A 20,392-nucleotide genomic window follows, 5' to 3' on the forward strand; every position below is an offset into this window, starting at 1 on the left:
CCACTCTTTTTAATGTTCGGGATTTTCAATCGCAATACCATCAGGAGCATTCGCTACCTTCACCTTCTTATTATCATCACCTACTCTGATAAGGTCAAAGCCATTTCCGTAAACACCACGTACTAAGCTTTGAGTGATAAAGGCATTTGGATCTACTTCTTTTACCGCTCTAAAGATATCGGTACTTTCGGTTTTCTTAGCGATTACCATGACAATCTTCATCTCAGAGTGAGAATAAGCCCCTTCACCATTTAATAGGGTAACTCCTCTATTCACTTTACCGATGATAGCATCAGAGATTTCCTGATGTTTCTGGCTAATAATAAAGAATTGCATACTCTGGCGTGCTCCATTAAGATAATAATCCACAGCTGTATTAGCGACTAAGACCTGTACAATACTGTACACTAACTTATCTGCATCCTTGAAGATAAACCAGCTAGCACTTAGTGTGATTACATCAATGTAGATCAGAGCTCTACCAATAGAAATTTGCTTGTACTTATTAATGATTGTCGCTACAATATCTGTCCCGCCAGTTGATCCATTAGCAGAAAAGACCATCCCGAGACTGATACCAATTAACACAGAGCCAAAAAGTACTGCCAATAGAGGGTCATTCTGAAGGGGCAAGCTGTCCTTAATGTTTGGTAGGACCCATGTCTCAATACCCGTGGTAGCAAAAGCGAGAACGATGACACTGAATAAGGTTCGCACCATGAATTTTAGCCCAATAACTTTCAGTGCAACAATGACTAAAATAATGTTGATGACGTTATACGGCACAGAGAAAGGGATATTTAACCCCCAACTAATAACAGAAGAGATACCTGCTAATCCACCACTAGTAATCTCATTACTATAGATAAAGCCAAAATAGGCTATCAGGTAAATAATCAAGGCGACAATTATCGTGAAATAATCCTTTACCTCACGCCACATATTCTTTTGTTCCATACGCAAATGATATATTTAAAATAATGTTTGTTCCGTTACTTGCTAACAACAATGTTAACTATTCGACCCGGTACTACGATGATCTTCTTTATCTCTTTCCCAGCAAGATGTTTCTGAACGTCCTCATTGGCCAAAACTTGCTCTTCAATAGCTTTTGGCTGAAGCTCGGCGGCCAACTTCATCTGGACTCTCACTTTTCCATTGAAGGAGATAGGATAGTTAATCTCACTCTCCTTAAGGTAGGCATCATTATGTTTAGGATAGGCTTGATCTACCACGCTATCATTATGACCTAGTAACGACCAGAGCTCTTCAGCTAAGTGAGGTGCAAATGGTGATAGGAGCACGGTAAAGTCTTCTAGTATCTCTCTCTTATTACACTTAAGAGCCACCAATTCATTACAGCATATCATGAAAGCACTCACACAGGTATTGAAGCTGTACTGCTCCAAGCTCTGATTGACTTTCATTATAGCAGTATGCATCACTTTCAACTCCTCTGGTGTCGCTTTATCATCAGAAATACTAAGATTGTCTTGGGCATCAAAGAATAGCCCATAAACCCTTCTTAAGAATCTAAATACTCCATCGATTCCATTAGTGTCCCATGGCTTAGATTGCTCCAATGGGCCTAAGAACATCTCATAAACTCTTAGAGTATCAGCACCATACTCTTCGATAATGTCATCTGGATTAACCACATTCAGATAACTTTTGCTCATCTTTTCTACGGCACTTCCGCAGATATAACTGCCATCGTCCTCAAGGATGAATTCAGCATTCTCTCTATCAGGTTGTGATAGTTTGAAGCCTTCGATATCTAACTTATCATTATGGACCAGCTGTACATGGACGTGTATAGGCTGTACATCGTACTCATCTTTCTTACCAAGAGTCACGTACTTGTCCGTACCTTTTATTCGATAGACAAAGCTAGAGACCCCCTGGATCATACCTTGATTAATCATCTTTTTGAATGGCTCGTCCTCGCAAACAACACCTATGTCATAGAGGAACATATTCCAAAAACGACTATAAATCAAGTGCCCAGTTGCGTGTTCTGAACCGCCAAAATATACGTCCACATTACGCCAATACTCATTTTTCTCCTTACCCACTAACGCCTCACTATTGCGAGGGTCCATGTAACGAATGAAGTATGCTGAACTACCAGCGAAACCAGGCATCGTATTGAGTTCAAGTGGATAGCTCTCTTTTGTCACCCAGTTCTTAGCACGCCCTAGAGGTGGCTCACCGCTCTCTGTTGGTAAAAATTTATCTATCTCTGGTAAATGTAATGGCAATTCACTCTCATCAAGAGTATAAGGCATACCATCTTTATAGTATATAGGGAAGGGCTCTCCCCAATATCTCTGACGACTAAAAATGGCATCTCTTAACCTATAATTAACTTGACGCTTACCGATGCCCTTTTCCCTAAGGTAATCAATCATCTTATAGATAGCATCCTTGACCTTCATGCCGTTAAGAAAACCCGAGTTAATCATGATCCCCTCGTGACTATCCAAGGCTTCCTTCCATGTCATAGGATCCCCAAAGTCCTCTACGCCTTTAGGTTGGACCACAGGAGTAATAGGCAATTCAAAGTGCTGAGCAAAAGCTAAGTCTCTACCGTCATGAGCTGGGACTGCCATTACAGCTCCAGTACCATATCCAGCCAATACATAATCACTGATCCATATAGGAAGTTCGGCTCCTGTAATTGGATGAATGGCATAACCTCCACTGAAAACACCCGAAACGGAATGATCTATCATGCGTTCACGTTCGGTCCTCTTTTTAGTCCTATCTAAGTAAGCTGATACAGCTTCCTTTTGCTCATCGCTAGTGACCGCGGCTACCAATTCGCTCTCTGGTGCCAGTACCATGAAGCTCACACCAAATAGAGTGTCAGCCCTTGTGGTAAAGACCGTTATCTTTTCCTCGCTATTTTTAAGGGCAAAAGTAACCTTAGCACCGCTGGACTTTCCAATCCAGTTCCGCTGAGTCTCTTTAATAGCATTACTCCAATCTAGCTTCTTAAGCCCCTCCAGTAAGCGGTCAGCATAAGCAGAGACTCTTAATTGCCACTGCCTCATCAACTTTTGCTCTACAGGAAAGCCACCTCTCACAGAAAGCCCTTCACTGACTTCATCATTCGCCAAAACCGTACCTAAGCCAGGACACCAATTGACCATGGTTTCACCTTGATAAGCGATACGATAATTCATCAGTACCTCCTGCTGCTCACGTTCATTCATCGAGTTCCACTCATTTGCAGATAGGATTAGCTCCTCACTTTCTGCTGCGGCTAGCCCTTCTGTGCCATGCTCTTCTAGGTGCTTAACTAATTCAGCAATTGGACGGGCTTGATTGGCTTTTGTGTCGTAGTAGCTATGGAACATCTGAATGAATGCCCACTGAGTCCACTTGTAGAATTCTGGATCACAGGTCATTACTTGTCGGCTCCAATCGTAGTTAAAGCCTATATTATCCAACTGCTCACGATATCGTGCAATATTGATTTGAGTTGTTTTCTCTGGATGTTGTCCCGTCTGAATAGCATACTGCTCAGCAGGAAGGCCATAAGCATCATAGCCCATAGGATGCAATACGTTGAATCCCTTATGTCTCATATATCGGCTAACGATATCAGATGCAATATATCCCAATGGGTGCCCTACATGTAACCCAGCTCCAGATGGATAGGGAAACATATCAAGAATGTAATACTTTGGTTTATTTGGATCTTCCTTTACCTTATAGGTTTCATTCTCTACCCAAAGAGACTGCCACTTTTTCTCGATTTCCGTGAATTTATACTCCATGACTTCTTATATCTTAAGCAGTTTGCTTTCTTTTCATTCGACGTGCAAAATTACATAAAATAAGGCTGATTCCCAATTATTTCAACCCACTCTACCAGAGCTAATCTATTAGTAATTTTATGAGGTAGCTGATAAGTATCAAATGGACAACTTTTTGTCATAACAATGATCATTTTCACTCATTAAACATGTGGAAAACAAAGCCACACTTATTATCTTCTAATTGTAGGTACCGACTCAACAGTAAAATAAAGGGTCCTAAATATCACATCTCTCATGATGCAATATTTAGGACCTTCTAAATTAATCCAGATTATATTCCTTAGCAATTCATTACTGCAAAAGGTATAATGTGGATCTTCTTATCCATAGACTTAATATAAATAGTCAAATAATCTCGCTTGCAGATTAGAACTCATAGGTCACGCCCACGTTAAAGGTAGTTCCTGGGCCATAATAGATACCATAGTTGCTCTGCGATACCACATAGGTTTTATTTAGAACATTATAAACATTTGCTCTAAAGACAAGCCCTTGACTATTTTCCAAGGTCCATCTATATGAAGCACCCAAGTCAAGCAAACCATAATTATTCAACTTATCTGACTGATATTTCTCACCTTTAGAAGCATTCGCTACAATCTTATCAATCAGCACCATGCTATAGAGATTGAAGTAATGGTTGTAGTCTGCATAAATCCTGAAACCACCCTTCTTATACTCTGTACCAAGTCCAAAGGTAGCCTGAGGTGCATCACCAACCTTAATGCCATTCATATCAACTTCAAACTTATCTGCGATCTGATTACCAGACTGCTCATCTATGATGTCGATTGGAGCCTTACCAGAATATTTCCAATCACCATAGGTAAAGTAACCTCTAAACATCCAGTTCACGGTAGGTTGTGAGCGTACCTCTAACTCCATACCCTTGTGTACCTGACCTACATCATACATTCTAATACCGGCATTTTGAAGATCTTCCTTTGTATTAGGTGTAGTAAAATTCCTCATTGAGTATGAAAGGAAGCGGTTTGCCCAGTTAGTGTAATAGAAGTTTAAGTTAATGGTAGTATATCCAGGCAACTTAGCCTTGTAACCGGCCTCGATACCGAAGATTTTTTCATTCTCTACATCAATTTCACGAGGTTTGATAGTACCATACTCAAACATATTATCTAGGAATGGTTGACGAGAGTAAAAACCAGAGTTAACGAAGAACGTATGATTCTCATTTGCGTTAATTGAGAATCCACCCTTCACGTTAAATCCTACTCTATTATATGTCTTAGAGCTCTCACCATCAGAGCTAAATCCTTCCCACTTCTTGTATGACTGGTTAGAGAGAGCACCTTGAAAAAAGGCTGAGAACAGATTATTGTGATACTCAGCTTGGCTGAATACACCTTGGTAATTAATCCACTCACTATTATTATAAGCGATACGATCTTTCTTAGGAGCGAAGTTAAAAAGTGCTGCCCAAGGATTTGCTGCATAGGTGTTTTCGATTAGATACTGACCATTTGCATCCAGCTGATTCTTAGATCTATAATTTACATCATCCCATCCTTTAAGACCCAGAAGATCTACCAACTGACGGAAGTGGTCACCTTTGTAAAATCTAAAGTCAGCACCAGCGTTGAATGAAAAGTTCTTCTTATTATCATATTGATAGTTAGAAACCAGTCCATACCACTGGTGATTATTAACTGAGGCTCTAATAGCAGTGCCGTTATATCCCTTGCCATAACCACTAGCTAACTTAGCATTCTCTGTCTCCTCTATGTAATCCCAGCGAATGAGTCCAGATTCAGCATCACGTCCAATCACGTTCTTATTAGCATCTTTGATATAGTCAGGTCCATTACCATAGGATCCTGTACCACCACCACGGCCAAATGAAGCATATACTACGGTTGATAGCGAATTCATATCATCGATATTCCAGTCCCAGTTGAAGTTCATCACAGGCTTGTGATAATAGTTTTTTCTTTCATTTAGGACCTTACCATTGTACCAACCCCAGTTAGCATTATACTTCATGCCATACTTCTCATATTTTTCCTCTGGGATAGCATAATGTTGATTGTGCCACTGAGGTGCACCGAACACGAGGAAGTTAAACAAGTGATCACCTGCACTTTTACCAATAGAAAGGAAGTAATTCTGTCCAGCTCCCTGAGTAGCATCATTCCACTTACGGCCACCATACCATGCATCGACGAGGACAGAAACACCCCATCCACTATCCATCAAGCCAGTATTATAAGCGACAGTACCCTTATAATAATTGCCATAACCTGCAAGAGCACGAACAAACCCACCCTTATTTAGATCAGTAGCCTTAGTAATGATATTGATGGTACCACCTACGGAAGAGATCGCCAACTTTGATGATCCCAGACCACGCTGAACATCAATCACATTAGCAATATCAGAGATACCAGCCCAGTTAGACCAATACATCTTTCCATCTTCCATTCCATTGATAGGCTGTCCATTAAGCAAGAATGCAGTATTGGATTGGTCAAAACCACGAAGGAACATATTACTATCTCCATAACCACCTGCCTGATTTGACACATAGACATTAGGTGTATTCTTCAGTATTTCAGGAAATTCCACATTACCGACAGCTTTGGTTTTGATTTCCAAAGATCCTACAATGGTTGAAGCAATAGGAGTAACACGGTCTGACGCAAGGTCAATAACCCCTTTTCCAACGACCACAACTTCGCTCAACAACTCAGAATCAGGGTAAAGTAGGATTTTACCAAAATCATGGTTTTCTGCTGATGCATCATAAGCGATCTCTAGATCATTATACCCTAAGTAAGAGATACGTAGCGTACCTTTACCAGATAGAGTTATTTTAAAGAGACCATCCACATTAGTAGTGGCTCCATTTTTGGGATTCTTAGTATCCAAAATGGTAGCACCCATTAATGTCAGATTGGTCTCAGCATCAACTACTTTTCCTTTAAAAGTCGTTTGTGCAATGGCGTATGATCCAGTAAGGAACATAACAAACATAACAAGCCATACTTTTTGAAGACCTGTCCTAAGCAAAGAGCTTTTTTTTAGTTTCATCATCTTAAAAACAATGTTATACAAATAATTACTTTAATTATCGTCTTGAAAACACTACAGTTTTTCTACACGGTGCAAATATAAACAATTGTTAACATATTAGAGCAATCCAAGAAATTAATTTTCACTTACGTTTATGTCACGATAGCATTAACGTGAACAAAATAAAAATCGAAAAGCATAAATCATAGTGCAAAACATACAAATATGTACATTGACCACTCCTGCACATAGACATATTCATTCGGGGTATCTTTGACTCTATGCAAAGTTTTTGTATTTTTGCATATTAGTATTATTCTTTAGAGATATATTCTAAAGACCACTCACAGGAAATGTTATATGAGTACATTCATTCCAAAGAACGACAGAGAAATTATTCTAGCAGTATTTAACGGCATGGACCGCCCTGGTATTTCAGCTGCAATCACCAACGTATTAGCAAGGCATGACGTTACTATTCTTGATATTGGTCAAGCAGATATACACAAACACCTTACCCTTGGGATATTATTTTGTGCCAAGTCACAAGTTAATGGACTTATCCTTAAAGAACTTCTATTCAAGGCTAATGAACTAGGGATCACCGTAACCTTCCGCCCAGTAGATGCTGAAGGTTATTCACAATGGGTCAGTGCTCAGGGTAAAAATAAATATATCGTGACTCTACTTGCTAAAGCGGTTACCGCTGAGATGGTGGCAGCCGTGACCAATGAGGTAGCAGCACAAGGGATGAATATTGATGCCTTAGATCGATTGACAGGCCGTATCCCTCTCATTGAACAAGAACGCGTCCCTAAAGCCAGTATAGAAATTTCCGTTAGAGGGACTCCGATAGACAGAGAGGAACTTCAGCGTAAATTCATGGAGATAGCAGACAAATATAGCATTGATATTTCTTTCCAACAGGATAGTATGTTCCGTCGTATGCGTCGCTTGATTTGCTTTGATATGGACTCAACACTTATCCGGACAGAGGTAATTGATGAACTAGCCGAAAGAGCTGGGGTCGGTGCTGAAGTAAAAGCTATTACAGAGAGTGCTATGCGTGGAGAGATTGACTTCACAGAGAGCTTTACTCAGAGATGTGCGTTACTTAAGGGGCTAGATGTCCGTGTCATGAAAGAGATTGCCGAAAACCTTCCAATCATGGATGGTTTAGAGCGAACCATGAAGATCCTAAAGAAAGTTGGATTCAAGGTGGGTATCCTCAGCGGGGGATTCACTTATTTCGGTAAATACCTACAGGATCGTTTCGGCTTTGACTATGTCTATGCCAATGAACTTGAGATAGATAGCGATGGTAAATTAACAGGTCGCTACATTGGAGAGGTCGTTGATGGTCGTCGCAAGGCAGAATTACTTAAGCTTATCGCTCAGGTTGAGAAGGTGGATATACGCCAGACCGTAGCTGTCGGTGACGGAGCCAATGACTTACCTATGCTTACTACTGCTGGACTTGGGATCGCATTCCATGCCAAGCCAAAAGTGAAAGAAAATGCTAAGCAATCTATCACAACTATGGGATTGGATGGAATCCTTTACTTCCTAGGATACAAGGATTCTCAATTGGATGAAATCGAATTTTCAAGCTTCTAAAATGATTACACAATGATCCATCACATCGTTCTTTTCAAACTCTCGCTTGAAGGCGAAGCGAAGCAAAGTCAAATAGCTCTGATTAAGGAGCAGCTTGAGGCACTTCCTAATGTTATTGATGAGCTGAAAGAAATTAAGGTAAGCACCAATATCAATGAGCAAGAGGAGTATGACTTCATGCTACTGGCTGTGTTAGAGGAAAAAGCACACATAGACCTCTATGCTAAGCATCCTCAACACCAGCAGATACTCGTTGATCACATCAAGCCATACTTAGAAAAACGTGCCTGTGTAGATATTATTGTGTAATAGTTAGCACAATGCTTCATAAGATAAATAAAGAGCCTTTGGACTGTAGCGATCATTCTGTTAGCTACACTCCAGAGGCTCTCTTGGATATAGCCTACTTCACCTCACCTCTCGGAATCGTCATCTGCTATTTTTCGCCCGAAGGTCATCTCACTCAATGCAGACCGATTGAGATGGACGAAGCCCCTAGCCAGCTGGAAAAATGTCTGCAACAAAGTCTCTCTAAGCACCCAACCTTAGCTAATGCACTATGGACGTGCACACCTCCACCCGCTGAATACGCCCCAGTCATGCCCCACGTAAGATGGGCCCCACATTTTTGGGAACTCCTCGCTCAGGTGCCTTTTGGCACTACACTTTCGTACGGGGAGTTAGCTCAGCTGAATGGTCTAAATAAAAATCAATCTAGGGCTATTGGCCGATTGTTAGGCACCAATCCCATCATTATCCTCTATCCATGTCATCGTATCATCCGATCAAATGGCGAATTGGGTGGCTATAGATGGGGCCTTGAACGAAAAGAAGCCCTTCTACAATATGAGGCATCTAATAGCGGTCTAGGATGAGTTACAAATGAATCTGACGATACTAAATACTGACGGACATATGATGGAGCAGATGGTTGCAGATCTGCTTAGACGTTCTGGATTTATCATCATTGATCAAAACTACAAAGTAGGTCATCTGGAGATAGACCTCATAGCCATGGAGGGGGAAACACTCTGCTTCATAGAAGTAAAATCTCGTGCCAAGCCCATCAGGCTTGAAGAGGTGGATGAAATCATTTCGGCAAAACAGAGAGAACATATCACCACAGTAGCTGACATTTTTTGCCGAAATACCAATAGGCTACAATACAAAAAGGTAAGATTTGATTACGCCTTGGTATACGTCCCCCAAAATGAGCCCCCTCGGGTTCAGTACATCCGTGACGCGTTCACGCCGACCCACCCAGATTTACAATAGTATCGCCTACTCTCTTCCACGATAGTCTATACTTATCTGCTGACTTTCATCTGTCGGGTGTGCCGACTGGAGATAAGTAAGAGGGTGCATCAGAATAATTATTCTGACACACCCTCATCATTATTTAATGCTCATAAGTACACCGATCTGTATTTTAGATCGTCACTTCAGTTCTCTACAGTGAAAGAACCATCTAAGCACATTCAGCGATCTGAATCATCCTTGTCATCTAGTCTATAAGTAATTATCACAGATGGTATCCAGTATCAATATCATGTACTGGAGGTTCACCATTTATCTGTAACCATAGATCATGAAATGCCTCCTCTGGACTGATATTGCAAGCTTCAGCAAGGCTATTCACCAAGCGTTTTTCTGACTCTGTCATCTCTTCAAATTTATTGGCATTCAGATATTCATTAGAGTCTCCAAATACATAGATAGGAATGGTGATATTAACATCTGTATCATCTCGTGCTATCTGTTGCTTATGCATCATATAAAAGGGTGATGCTTTCTTATTAGGGGTATCAAACTTACTACTCCTGGCATGTAACAACTTAACATTCAGATCAAACTGAGTATATGGCTCATAAAACTCCAGTATTCCCTTAAAGCCTATCGGATTTGAAGGACCTATTAGTTTAGCACCACCATGAATGGTCTCATTCCATGGATCAGTATCGTAGTAGAAGTAATTCATCAGTCGATAATCATTAGGATACTCTTTACTTTGATCTCCGTACTTTGAGGCCTTTTGGTTTTTAATTAAGAAAAAGAACTGGTGAATCTTATCCTGTCCATTCGTAACAAACTGAGAGGTAATCTCCTCCCCTTTATTGTAGAGCTTGATGATCAAGCCATACTGATGCTGAGCAGCTGTGACCTTTGATGGGCTAAATGTTTCATTAGTCCAGTTAGCTGTTGCCGGGTCCACAATATCAGATGCCTTTTTATTGCTGCTTATTCCGCCCAAGATGGCAAACTGCTGATCCCCCTCGGGTGAAATTTGAAACCCTTTCCCTGGGACATTCTTAAAGATTATGGTTTGTACATCTTTAAAGTATTTTTGTCCTTCCATCATTCCTGAGCCATGCAAATCAAAGCCGTGAAAATGACCTCTATAGAGCGTCAATTCTATTTTATCAGGAAGATCATGGTTCTTTTCCTTCGTTTCATCCGTTGGGTCCACGGGCTTGTCCATGTTTTTACAGCTAGAAAGAGCTAGCATAGTCGCTAAGGCGACTATCAAAACGTTAATAAGATTTCTTTTCATTGTCATTTAAATTGTTAGTTCTAAAAAATATATTTCACAGAAAATGTAATGTCTCGTCCTAATGCGTGTGCATAATAGCGAGATAAATTGGTGTATTCCTTGTACTCCTTATTCAGAAGATTGGTGACTGAAAGCATAAAGCGAAGCTCCTGTTCACCCCGAATCGGAATTGAGGTCGCAGCCTTTAGTCCCAATAAGTGATAAGCTGGCGGTGCATATGGGATAAGATCTGTATCTGGGTCAAATCGCTTTTGCTGTGCTGTAAACTTATGTGAGAGCTCTATATTAGTCTCCAAAGATACTGGCAGAGCATAAGTGAGACTTTGACTAAAGCGAAAGGGCGGAATATAGGGTAAGTACCTTTTCGTCTTCCTTTCATTACCCCACATCATCCCAGTCATTGCTGTATAGGTAAGGCCGCTTATAGGGTGCCACTCTATGCTTGCATCCACTCCGTGTAAGGTGGCAGAGGTTTGTCTGTACTTAAATAATGGGTAGCTCCCACTTATAACGGTAAAAAACTCCCCTGTCGGCTCCTTATTGATATATCCATTGATCCACTGCAGGTACCCTTCTAGGCTTATGGATAGTTTATCAGAGTGATACAATATAGAAGTGACCCATTTATAATTACGCTCACTCCTCATGGTGCTATCTCCTCTTAGATAAAGGCCACCAGTAGCATCAACCCCCTCACTCCATAGCTCGCCAACGTGTGGTGCACGCCATGCGTTACCCACTTGGGTAGTTAACTTCAGATGGTCTCTTAGGTGATAATGCAGGCCAAAATTGGCAGTAAAGTTAGTATAGCGACGATGACCTCCATAAGGTCTAGAATACATATCGATACCGCTAGCAGTCAGCTGCAGCTGGTCTATCCTTGCTCCTAACTCCATCCCAAGATGATTATTATGGTATTTCTGTATTCCATAAAAGCCCATCTTACTCTCAACATAGTTAGGGATAAGTGGGACTACTCCAGTTCCAGCCCTATTATAGTTATTGGTGTACTCACTCTGGAGCCCCAATTCACTACTCCAGTGATCCCAATAATTGTTCTCCCACTTTAGCTGACCTTGAATATTATTGAGAGTAAGACTAACACTCGGGATATGACTTCTCCGCATACGCCGGACATGGAACTCCTCTTGCTTGTCATTTTGCAAAGCCACCTGGAGCATCCACTTACCCACACTATTCGTATCCCAAGAGGCTTTACCCACCAGATATTGATGAGTCGCACGATGTTTAGGATAATCGATTTTCCTCGAGAAGGGAAATAGCTCTATGGGCTGACCTATCTTAATCCTCTCTTCCAGGAGATCTACACTTCCCATCTTGGCAACATAGAGAATGCCTGACTCGTGGTGAGTGAGATGATAGAGGAGTTCGAACTTCAGGGCTTTATTCTTCCAGCCGATATTACCCAATAGATCTACACCTCTGGCACCTGTATTATTCAGAAGATACTTAGCACTCGAATGGTCTCCGACGTTGCTGTATTTCGTTTGCAATCTGTAGGCAAAGTTCTTACGTATGGACCCTTCAAGCATCGCAGACGCTCCAATACCACGTCCATTACTTCTGTATTGAGTTTGAATAGATCCTGACAGCTCATTATTATACGGCAGACTTGCTCCATTAATTAAAATCACACCACCAAGAGCGTCACTACCGTAACGAACTGACTCCGCACCCTTTAGAACGCTAATCTGATCAGCATTACTGGCATCTATATCAGTGCCAAAATCATTATTCCATTGCTGAGCCTCCTGTGTGACTCCATTATTAATAATGAGTATCCTATTGCCACTCATACCATGAATGACGGGCGTGGAGCTAGTGGTCGAAGAGATCATGCTGACGCCCTTGATATGAGATATCGCCTCAGACAGATCACTGTCCAGCTCCATCATCTGCTTTCCCAAATCAATAGACTCTCCCACCATAGTACGTGATATAATGGGCCGTCGAGCCTCTACAGAGAACTCCTCAAGGGTGGTAGAACCAAAGCGTAACTTGATGACATTCACCTTATGATGTGATAGATCCGCTTCTCTGATACTAATGGTTTCATAACCAATGAGAGAAAAACTAATATTGGTCTCGATAGGCAACTTATCTGGAAGTGTTATAAAGCCCCTATTATCTGTGGTCCCTCTATAATCATGAGCGGTCACAATTACTGATGGAAGCGGTGCTGAAGTCTCAGTATCAACTACCTGAATCTTAATCCCATCACCCATCTCTTGAGCACTGAGCTTAGAAAAAGGGGTTAGAAGAATAAAACAAAGGAGAGCGATACACCTTACACCACTCCATCCATGAAAAAATACATTCATAGTTGGATGTGTTATGCAGAGCCAACCACAACGAGGGCTAGCTCCATAAAAATTATATTATTTTACAATGAAATTATTGGATATTGAGTTATCCAATGAAGGGTGGAGCTCTAAGAGAAATAGCACTATTGATAGACCTGAAGGTCCTCTGCTCGCTCTCTACTATCGATTCATCTAGTAGAAAAATAGTCTGTCCAATAGAAGGGACAGATACGATACCATCAAAGTTAAGTGCTACAAATTGGCTGAGAATACATGCGGAGTAAGATTCGCTATGACGATGGTGAGCAGACTGCTCAGTATCAAAGTCACTTTTAATATGTTTGAAATGCTCTTCCGAAAGTACGTGTACCGTTACCGTCATGGACAGCGATACAAACACTCCTAGAAGCAGCGTAGCAAATATATATCTGATCCTTTCACTTTTCATTGCCACAAATGTAGTCATTTTGGTCTATTTCCCTAATACATCGCTTGCATTCTGCCGCCCTTCACGAAGCAGAAAACAAACATAATAGACTCACTATCTGAATATTATAAGAACAAAAGAGATTAAACATTTATAGTTTTTTGTGATTATGAGGAGATTTTTTACGTCCTCAAATGTAGTACTGATAGCAAAGATTAATAAAAACTGTCTTTTATCCCACTCGCGTTCAATCAACGACCTTGAGTCTTCATCAGATTGACCTCAGCAACGAAATGAAAATATCCACATAAAAAAATAGCCATAGTGAACAGGAAAAATTCTTCCTATAGGAAACAGATCTCCGTCTTATATGATAAATAATTTTTTCCTATAGGAAACGTTTCTCTTTCATATAACCAAATTTCGACCTGCTTCTGACCGTCGAAAAAAGAGCTCTGATAACATTTTAACACCCTCCTCTTACCACTATATATCAAGAGCTTACATCTCACTCATGATTGGCCTCACTTGATTTATAAGCCGTATTTATAAAACAGCTTATAAATCGTAATACGCACTTCAATGCTTACACCACTCAATGCTTTGCCCGTCTCTTTTTTATGATCATTTGGAAATGAGAATGGCTCTCGAAATTCTTTAGAGCAGAAAGAATTTATATTTATTTATGATATAATGTAATTATTCTGTAAGTTTGCCAAGTGGTATTATGGTATGGTCCCTACTCAATGGGGACTATTTAATAGGGAATCTGGTGAAGAATCCAGAGCAGTACCCGCTACCGTAATTTTTTATCAATGGCTCTTCGATGTGAAAGAGCTATTTGAGCTGAGTCTAAATTCTTTTTGGCCACTGGTATGAGTATCATTCAAACTGGGAAGGCGTTAGACGAGTATGTTAAAAATAAGCCGGGAGACCGACCATATCATATCACGACAATATATTAATGATACTGTACGTCCGGGAAAAGGCCAGTATTGTGATCGAATAAATAGAAGGTTGGATATATAACGGGGCCACTTAGGTCCTTTGTAAATGATGAAGACAGTACGTGTGAGCAATCGATTTGTGCTCATCATCCTTGCTTGTTTGTACGCAGGGATGGTGGTCTTGTATGCACAAGAGAAAGAGAAAGAACTAAAGGGTGTATTGGATGAGTTGGTGGTCACCGGAACTGGGACACAGCACTTTAGCCAAGTAGCACCTATTCGTACAGAGCTAATTACCGAGAAAGATTTGGAGAGCTATGCTCCTGAAAACTTCTTGGACCTCCTAATGGGACTCTCCTCATCCTTTGATGCTTCACATAGCTCTATGGGAACGGGATTGACATTGGGCGGACTTGGGAATAAGTACATCTTAGTCCTCGTCAATGGACGCCGTCTTCATGGCGATGTAGGAGGACAGAGTGACCTCTCTAAGATAGACCCATCTACCATCAAAAAGGTAGAAATAGTAAAGGGGGCAGCCTCGACCCTATATGGCTCGGACGCTATTGCAGGCGTCATCAATGTGATCACGAAGGACCCAATCAGCAATCGCTTCAAAGTGGAAAATACCACTAGGTATGGCTCCTACAACACATGGAGACAAAGCAATGTTATCTCTATTTCGCTCGGTGATTGGTCCAGTGTAACCAAATACTCGGGAATGAAATCTGATGGCTGGCAGAATAGTACTCAGGAGTTATATCGTGATAAGCTTTATGAAAATAGTACCACTCCTACAGTTAGTCCGTACTACAATCACTCCCTAACACAAGAATTCACTTGGAAGCCTGATGCTCGATGGTCACTATATGCTAATGGAATGATTTATAAAAAGAAAATCTTTCATTATGCAGGCGAACCTAGATTACGCCAGTACCACTTGAGATATAATGATCAAGCATTAGGGATGGGTGGAGAGTACAAACCGTCACCAGACCGATTCTATACCCTAGACCTTAACTTTGACCGTCATGCCTATTACTACGACTACCATATCCGGTATATGGATGAACGCATACGCGAAGAGATCTTAAGTGATGGTCGTAAGCATTACGTACCCGAACCTTTCTTTTATTACCCTGGAGAGAGTTCTCTAGAGAGTGATCAGCGGAGATTCCTAGCACATGGGAAGGGCGTCTTTAACCTTTCCGATGAACACACCCTCTCTGGTGGGCTAGAGGCTGTCCTTGATCAGTTACGAGCACCACGCCGAATGGTCAAGCCCACTCGAAGTGCCGCATCCCTATCTATGTATGCTCAAGATGAGTGGCAGATGTCCCCTATATGGAACGTAACCGCAGGATTGCGTTACATCTATCACCAAGCTTTTGGCTCACAGCTGACACCAAAGGTATCATTCCATTATGCCAATGAGCGTGGGTTACACTTAAGAGGTAGTTATGCAATGGGCTACAAGACTCCTACTATCAAAGAGCTTTACTATGAATATGAGCGTACGATGATGGGAAAACTGAGAGTATATTTGGGCAATCCTGACTTACGCCCTGAGACCTCACAGTTCATCTCTTTAGGGGGAAGTTATAGCCCAATATCCTCGCTAACTTTCAACCTCAATGGATCTATCAATAGACTGAAAGACATGATCGTCTTAGTCCCTACTGATCTGCCTGACAAATACTTATCTGATGAAGGATCGGACTTCGACACTGGTATGAAATACATCAATGGAGAGAAGGCGACCATAAAGGAGCTAGAGGCCTCTATCTCTTGGAGACCCTCAAGTCATTGGAGATTCTCTGCTGGATATAGCCTAACAGATGCATGGGCTGATGTCTATGATGAAAAGCAGACAAAGAAACAGGAGACTATAGTCATAGAACATAGGCAAGTAGATGGTACCTCAAAGCATAAAGGAAATATTGGAGCTACTTGGATGTATAACCGAGCAGGCTACGATCTAATGGTAGGCCTGCATGGTCGAATGCAATCAGATCGTTACTATAGATATTATGGGGATGCACCTGGCTATATGCTGTGGAACCTTACCTCTACTCATAAGTTTAAGATTTCAAAGAATCTGAAGGCTCAATTAGCTGTAGGAATAGACAACATCTTGGATTACAAAGAAACTCATCCGTATGGATATAACTTTGGAACTAAGACAGCTGGTAGAACCTTCTTTGCCTCTATTAATATAGGATTTGAACAGAAGAAAAAGTAATTTATTATCATTAACAACATTCACACAATTTATTACAATTATGAAAACGTACTTTAAGAATTTTTTAGCACTGTTCGCAGTCACAACACTTTTCATGCTCTACTCTTGTAAGAGTGAAGATAATCAACCGGATCTAAATCCAGCAGATCAGATTGAAAAGAAACATGACACCGCTCTACTATTAGTAACTTTTGGCTCCACATACGATATGCCAAAAGACACTTACAAGAAGCAGCAAGAGGCTTTCAAAAAAGCATTCCCTAATACTGACTTGTTTGTTTCGTACACCTCACGTACTATCATCAATAGAATGCAAGCAAGGAATGAAACATTCTTACCACCACAGGTTTGGTTTAAGAGCTTCCTTAAGAAGCAATACAAGAATGTGTATGTACAATCTCTTCACGTGATCCCAGGAGAGGAGTTCACCCTTCTTCGTGACGCTTACGTTAATAAGGAGTACAATGTCTATATTGAAGATTTGGATAATGGTCAGAATCCTGCTATCCTAGGTGGTCCTCTTTTATCAAAAGATGAGTCTGTCAAGAAGGTCGCTAAGATTTTGGTAGATGCTTTTGCTGAGCCTCTAAAGAAAGGTGAGGTAGTAGCATTCATGGGCCATGGTAACCCTAAAGATGACTATTCAAGAGCAAATGATAAGTATGACCTAGTCGAGAAGGAAATGCAGGAATATGCTCGTAAAACATTCGGTATGGGTCATGATAAAGTCTTTGTTGCTACCGTTGATTACGAAGGTAAGTTATTCAATGACTATCTAGCTAATGCTGTAGAAAATAGTGGTGCTAAAGAAAAGGTTATTCACTTACATCCATTGATGACTATTGCAGGAGACCACGCTAGTAATGATATGGCAGGTACAGATACTGAAGAGGATGGACAAACTATTCCTATGGATAAGCGTAGCTGGAAGCTTCAGCTTGAAAATATGGGTTGGGAAGTTCATACTTATATGAAGGGTCTAGGTGATTATGACCAAATTAATCAGATCTACATTAGCCATCTTAAGAGTGCTATTAAGGAAGCTGAATAATTGATTCTTAATGAAAAACTATAGAAAAGGGGTATTATACCTCATACTTCTATTCCTTTCATACACTGCTATGGCAGATGAGGGACTACTCTTGCATGGAGTGATCTATGACAAGAGTGGTCTCCCTCTGCCAAGAGCGGTGGTCACAGCAGAGGGGGAGGTTAAGAAGGTCGCTATAGCGGATCAGAATGGTGTCTATCAACTGTATCTGCCAAGTGGTAAATATGACTTGAAGATACAGTTTGTTAACTTCGTTACGATTAAGAAAAAGATAGAGCTTAAGCGTAGCATGAAGTTAGACTTCGTACTACAGGAGGATTCAGAAATGCTTGATGAGGTTACGGTCTATGCTGATGCCTCACAGCAAATCATTCAGAAAAAGACATTCTCTGCTATCAGTCTTGACGTCTCCCCTATTACAGCATCTTTGATTGACCTAAGCACACTAATCAATAAAAGTAGCGGTGTTAAACTGAGGGAATCAGGTGGTGTAGGGTCAGACTTCAACTTAACTATTAATGGATTAGGGGGGAATGCCATACAATATTTTATAGACGGTGTACCACTTAGCTCTATGGGTAGTGGTATCTCAATAGCCAACCTACCTGTAAATCTAGTAGACAAGGTCGAGATCTATAAGGGAGTGGTACCACCTGAATTAGGGATGGATGCTCTTGGGGGAGCTATCAATATCATCACTAAGCGGAGTCTTGATAATTATCTAGATGTATCCCTGGGAGCTGGCTCATTTGGGACTTTCAATAGTAATGCATCAGGTCAATATATGGTGGGGCGTTCGGGATTAACGATACGTCCTGCGATTTCATACAGCTATGCTAAAAATGATTATATCATGAAGGATGTAGAGGTATGGGATAAGGATGCAGAAGAATATGTGCTAAAGGATCTTCCCCGATTTCATGATGGGTATCGCTCATTTTTAGGTCAGTTGGAAGTGGGCTATAAGGACACTTACTGGGCTGACGACGCATTCATAGGGGGTAGCTATTCAGATGTATATAAAGAGATACAAACAGGGGTGCAGCAAACTGTGGTGATCGGTGAAGCTAACCGATCAAAAAAGGCCTTGAGGCTATTAGCCAGATATAATAAAAGGGATCTTTTTCTTGACGGTGTCTCAACCTCTCTTCATGTTTCTTATACGCAGGATCACTCGATATTAACAGATACCTGCTATAGGAGTTATTCTTGGGATGGCAGTTATGTAAAGCGTGCATACAGCGAAGTCACAGGGAGAGGGAAGTCTATACGTCATACCGTTAGGCCTCAACTTGTAGGGCGTGCTAACATCTCATACGCTCCCTCAGCTGAGAATGCGATAACCTTTACCTATTCATTATCAAGTATTGATAATCGCCGGTACGATGATTATGACACAGAATTTATAGAAACAAATGACCGTCTTACCAAACATATCATGGGCTTGGCATATAGCCATAGCTTCTATGACGAGAGGTTGCTTGCTAATCTATTTCTGAAAGAATATCTCTATAAGGCTGAAATTAATCAAAAGGATTTTGCTTGGATCACTGGGGCAAATGACATTGTTCCGAAAACGACTCATAACTATTTGGGATATGGACTTGGTAGTCGTTATTCATTTTCCCCTGCCTTTGCCATCAAACTTTCGTACGAAAAGGCTGTACGACTACCTATGACTAGAGAGTTACTGGGTAATGGGGAGACTATTTATGCTAATCTTAAGCTTAAACCAGAGATCGCAAATAATCTCAACCTCTCCACATTTGGAAATTCGTCTATTTATGATGGACATATCATTAGGTACGAAACCAATCTATTCATGAGAAAAGTCACGAATTATATTCATCGAGTAGTCATTGATGAAAGACAATCTCAGTACAATAATGTAGGAGCAGCTACAGTTTGGGGTGGCGAGGCAGAGCTGAGTTATGAGTATAATCGACTGTTTAATCTGACCATTAATGCTACCTATCTAGAAGAGAGAAATAAGACTCGCCTAGATAAGTGGGGCCACCCGAGTGTGACCTATAATAACCGTATGCCGAACAGGCCTTACCTCTATGGAAACGTCATTGCTGGTGCAAACATTAGGAATCCCATGGGTCTGAAGGATCATCGAATTAAGTTGGATCTCTCCTACAGCTATATCCATTCTTTCTTCCTGACCTGGGAAGCTTTTGGAACGAAAGAAAGCAAAGCGACGATCCCTAGTCAGAGCATAGTTAATGGAGGAATAACTTGGTTTTTCCCAAAGGACAAGTACTCTATCTCTCTTCAAGGTAGCAACCTTCTGGATAATCGTCTATATGACAATTTTATGTTACAAAAGCCGGGGCGAGCATTTTACTGTAAACTCCAACTATTTATTTAACT

At 41.0% G+C, this 20,392-nt stretch carries 13 protein-coding genes and 1 riboswitch; of the genes, 7 read left to right on the plus strand and 6 right to left on the minus strand.

Features of this window, described 5'->3' with window-relative positions; all coding sequences use genetic code 11:
- Positions 1-9: 9 nt before the first annotated feature.
- From QYZ87_02035 to QYZ87_02045, 3 genes are all read right to left on the minus strand, one after another.
- Positions 10-957, minus strand: coding sequence for a YitT family protein (locus tag QYZ87_02035; protein MDN4753315.1), 948 nt, complete (start codon positions 955-957; stop codon positions 10-12).
- Positions 958-992: 35 nt separating this feature from the next.
- Complete coding sequence (gene leuS / locus QYZ87_02040) at positions 993-3,785, minus strand: leucine--tRNA ligase (GenBank protein ID MDN4753316.1); 2,793 nt, start codon at positions 3,783-3,785, stop codon at positions 993-995.
- A 408-nt stretch (positions 3,786-4,193) separates the two neighbouring features.
- Entirely contained in the window at positions 4,194-6,878 is a 2,685-nt protein-coding gene (locus QYZ87_02045) for a TonB-dependent receptor (protein MDN4753317.1), read from the minus strand.
- A 339-nt stretch (positions 6,879-7,217) separates the two neighbouring features.
- On the opposite strand from QYZ87_02045, the gene serB reads away from it, so the two are divergent.
- The 4 genes from serB to QYZ87_02065 are packed head-to-tail and all read left to right on the plus strand — an operon-like array spanning position 7,218 to position 9,749.
- On the plus strand, positions 7,218-8,474 hold the full coding sequence (gene serB, locus QYZ87_02050) for a phosphoserine phosphatase SerB (GenBank protein ID MDN4753318.1): 1,257 nt from the start codon (positions 7,218-7,220) through the stop codon (positions 8,472-8,474).
- A gap of 12 nt (positions 8,475-8,486) precedes the next feature.
- Complete coding sequence (locus QYZ87_02055; protein ID MDN4753319.1) at positions 8,487-8,783, plus strand: Dabb family protein; 297 nt, start codon at positions 8,487-8,489, stop codon at positions 8,781-8,783.
- Positions 8,784-8,794: 11 nt separating this feature from the next.
- Positions 8,795-9,349, plus strand: a complete 555-nt coding sequence (locus QYZ87_02060) for an MGMT family protein (GenBank protein MDN4753320.1) — start codon at positions 8,795-8,797, stop codon at positions 9,347-9,349.
- Between the two features lie 7 nt (positions 9,350-9,356).
- The gene (locus QYZ87_02065) at positions 9,357-9,749 is read left to right on the plus strand and encodes a YraN family protein (protein ID MDN4753321.1); all 393 of its coding nucleotides are present in this window, start codon (positions 9,357-9,359) and stop codon (positions 9,747-9,749) included.
- A gap of 247 nt (positions 9,750-9,996) precedes the next feature.
- On the opposite strand, the gene QYZ87_02070 is transcribed toward QYZ87_02065, so the two are convergent.
- The 3 genes from QYZ87_02070 to QYZ87_02080 form a co-directional block, all read right to left on the minus strand.
- Positions 9,997-11,025 (minus strand): hypothetical protein, encoded by a 1,029-nt coding sequence (locus QYZ87_02070; protein ID MDN4753322.1) that lies wholly within the window; start codon positions 11,023-11,025, stop codon positions 9,997-9,999.
- 20 nt (positions 11,026-11,045) lie between these two features.
- Complete coding sequence (locus QYZ87_02075) at positions 11,046-13,367, minus strand: TonB-dependent receptor (GenBank protein ID MDN4753323.1); 2,322 nt, start codon at positions 13,365-13,367, stop codon at positions 11,046-11,048.
- Positions 13,368-13,455: 88 nt separating this feature from the next.
- Positions 13,456-13,797, minus strand: a complete 342-nt coding sequence (locus QYZ87_02080; protein MDN4753324.1) for a hypothetical protein — start codon at positions 13,795-13,797, stop codon at positions 13,456-13,458.
- A gap of 690 nt (positions 13,798-14,487) precedes the next feature.
- Positions 14,488-14,734, plus strand: a riboswitch (cobalamin riboswitch).
- A gap of 95 nt (positions 14,735-14,829) precedes the next feature.
- Between QYZ87_02080 and QYZ87_02085 the strand changes: the two genes are divergently transcribed.
- From QYZ87_02085 to QYZ87_02095, 3 genes are read left to right on the plus strand one after another with little or no spacing between them, the layout of a single operon-like run.
- Complete coding sequence (locus tag QYZ87_02085; GenBank protein ID MDN4753325.1) at positions 14,830-16,965, plus strand: TonB-dependent receptor; 2,136 nt, start codon at positions 14,830-14,832, stop codon at positions 16,963-16,965.
- 40 nt (positions 16,966-17,005) lie between these two features.
- The gene (locus QYZ87_02090; GenBank protein MDN4753326.1) at positions 17,006-18,016 is read left to right on the plus strand and encodes a sirohydrochlorin cobaltochelatase; all 1,011 of its coding nucleotides are present in this window, start codon (positions 17,006-17,008) and stop codon (positions 18,014-18,016) included.
- A gap of 10 nt (positions 18,017-18,026) precedes the next feature.
- On the plus strand, positions 18,027-20,390 hold the full coding sequence (locus QYZ87_02095; protein ID MDN4753327.1) for a TonB-dependent receptor: 2,364 nt from the start codon (positions 18,027-18,029) through the stop codon (positions 20,388-20,390).
- The last annotated feature ends 2 nt before the right edge of the window (positions 20,391-20,392 follow it).

It is taken from the genome of Porphyromonadaceae bacterium W3.11, assembly GCA_030434245.1.
GTDB lineage: Bacteria > Bacteroidota > Bacteroidia > Bacteroidales > Porphyromonadaceae > Porphyromonas_A.

What these genes read in the sequence shown, in the direction of transcription:
- QYZ87_02055 (MDN4753319.1), top strand. Translation starts at nt 8,487, where the DNA reads ATGATCCATCACATCGTTCTTTTCAAACTCTCGCTTGAAGGCGAAGCG.
- QYZ87_02075 (MDN4753323.1), bottom strand. Translation starts at nt 13,367, where the DNA reads ATGAATGTATTTTTTCATGGATGGAGTGGTGTAAGGTGTATCGCTCTC.
- serB (MDN4753318.1), top strand. Translation starts at nt 7,218, where the DNA reads ATGAGTACATTCATTCCAAAGAACGACAGAGAAATTATTCTAGCAGTA.
- QYZ87_02090 (MDN4753326.1), top strand. Translation starts at nt 17,006, where the DNA reads ATGAAAACGTACTTTAAGAATTTTTTAGCACTGTTCGCAGTCACAACA.
- QYZ87_02085 (MDN4753325.1), top strand. Translation starts at nt 14,830, where the DNA reads ATGATGAAGACAGTACGTGTGAGCAATCGATTTGTGCTCATCATCCTT.
- QYZ87_02060 (MDN4753320.1), top strand. Translation starts at nt 8,795, where the DNA reads ATGCTTCATAAGATAAATAAAGAGCCTTTGGACTGTAGCGATCATTCT.
- QYZ87_02095 (MDN4753327.1), top strand. Translation starts at nt 18,027, where the DNA reads ATGAAAAACTATAGAAAAGGGGTATTATACCTCATACTTCTATTCCTT.
- leuS (MDN4753316.1), bottom strand. Translation starts at nt 3,785, where the DNA reads ATGGAGTATAAATTCACGGAAATCGAGAAAAAGTGGCAGTCTCTTTGG.
- QYZ87_02045 (MDN4753317.1), bottom strand. Translation starts at nt 6,878, where the DNA reads ATGATGAAACTAAAAAAAAGCTCTTTGCTTAGGACAGGTCTTCAAAAA.
- QYZ87_02035 (MDN4753315.1), bottom strand. Translation starts at nt 957, where the DNA reads ATGGAACAAAAGAATATGTGGCGTGAGGTAAAGGATTATTTCACGATA.
- QYZ87_02080 (MDN4753324.1), bottom strand. Translation starts at nt 13,797, where the DNA reads ATGAAAAGTGAAAGGATCAGATATATATTTGCTACGCTGCTTCTAGGA.
- QYZ87_02065 (MDN4753321.1), top strand. Translation starts at nt 9,357, where the DNA reads ATGAATCTGACGATACTAAATACTGACGGACATATGATGGAGCAGATG.
- QYZ87_02070 (MDN4753322.1), bottom strand. Translation starts at nt 11,025, where the DNA reads ATGAAAAGAAATCTTATTAACGTTTTGATAGTCGCCTTAGCGACTATG.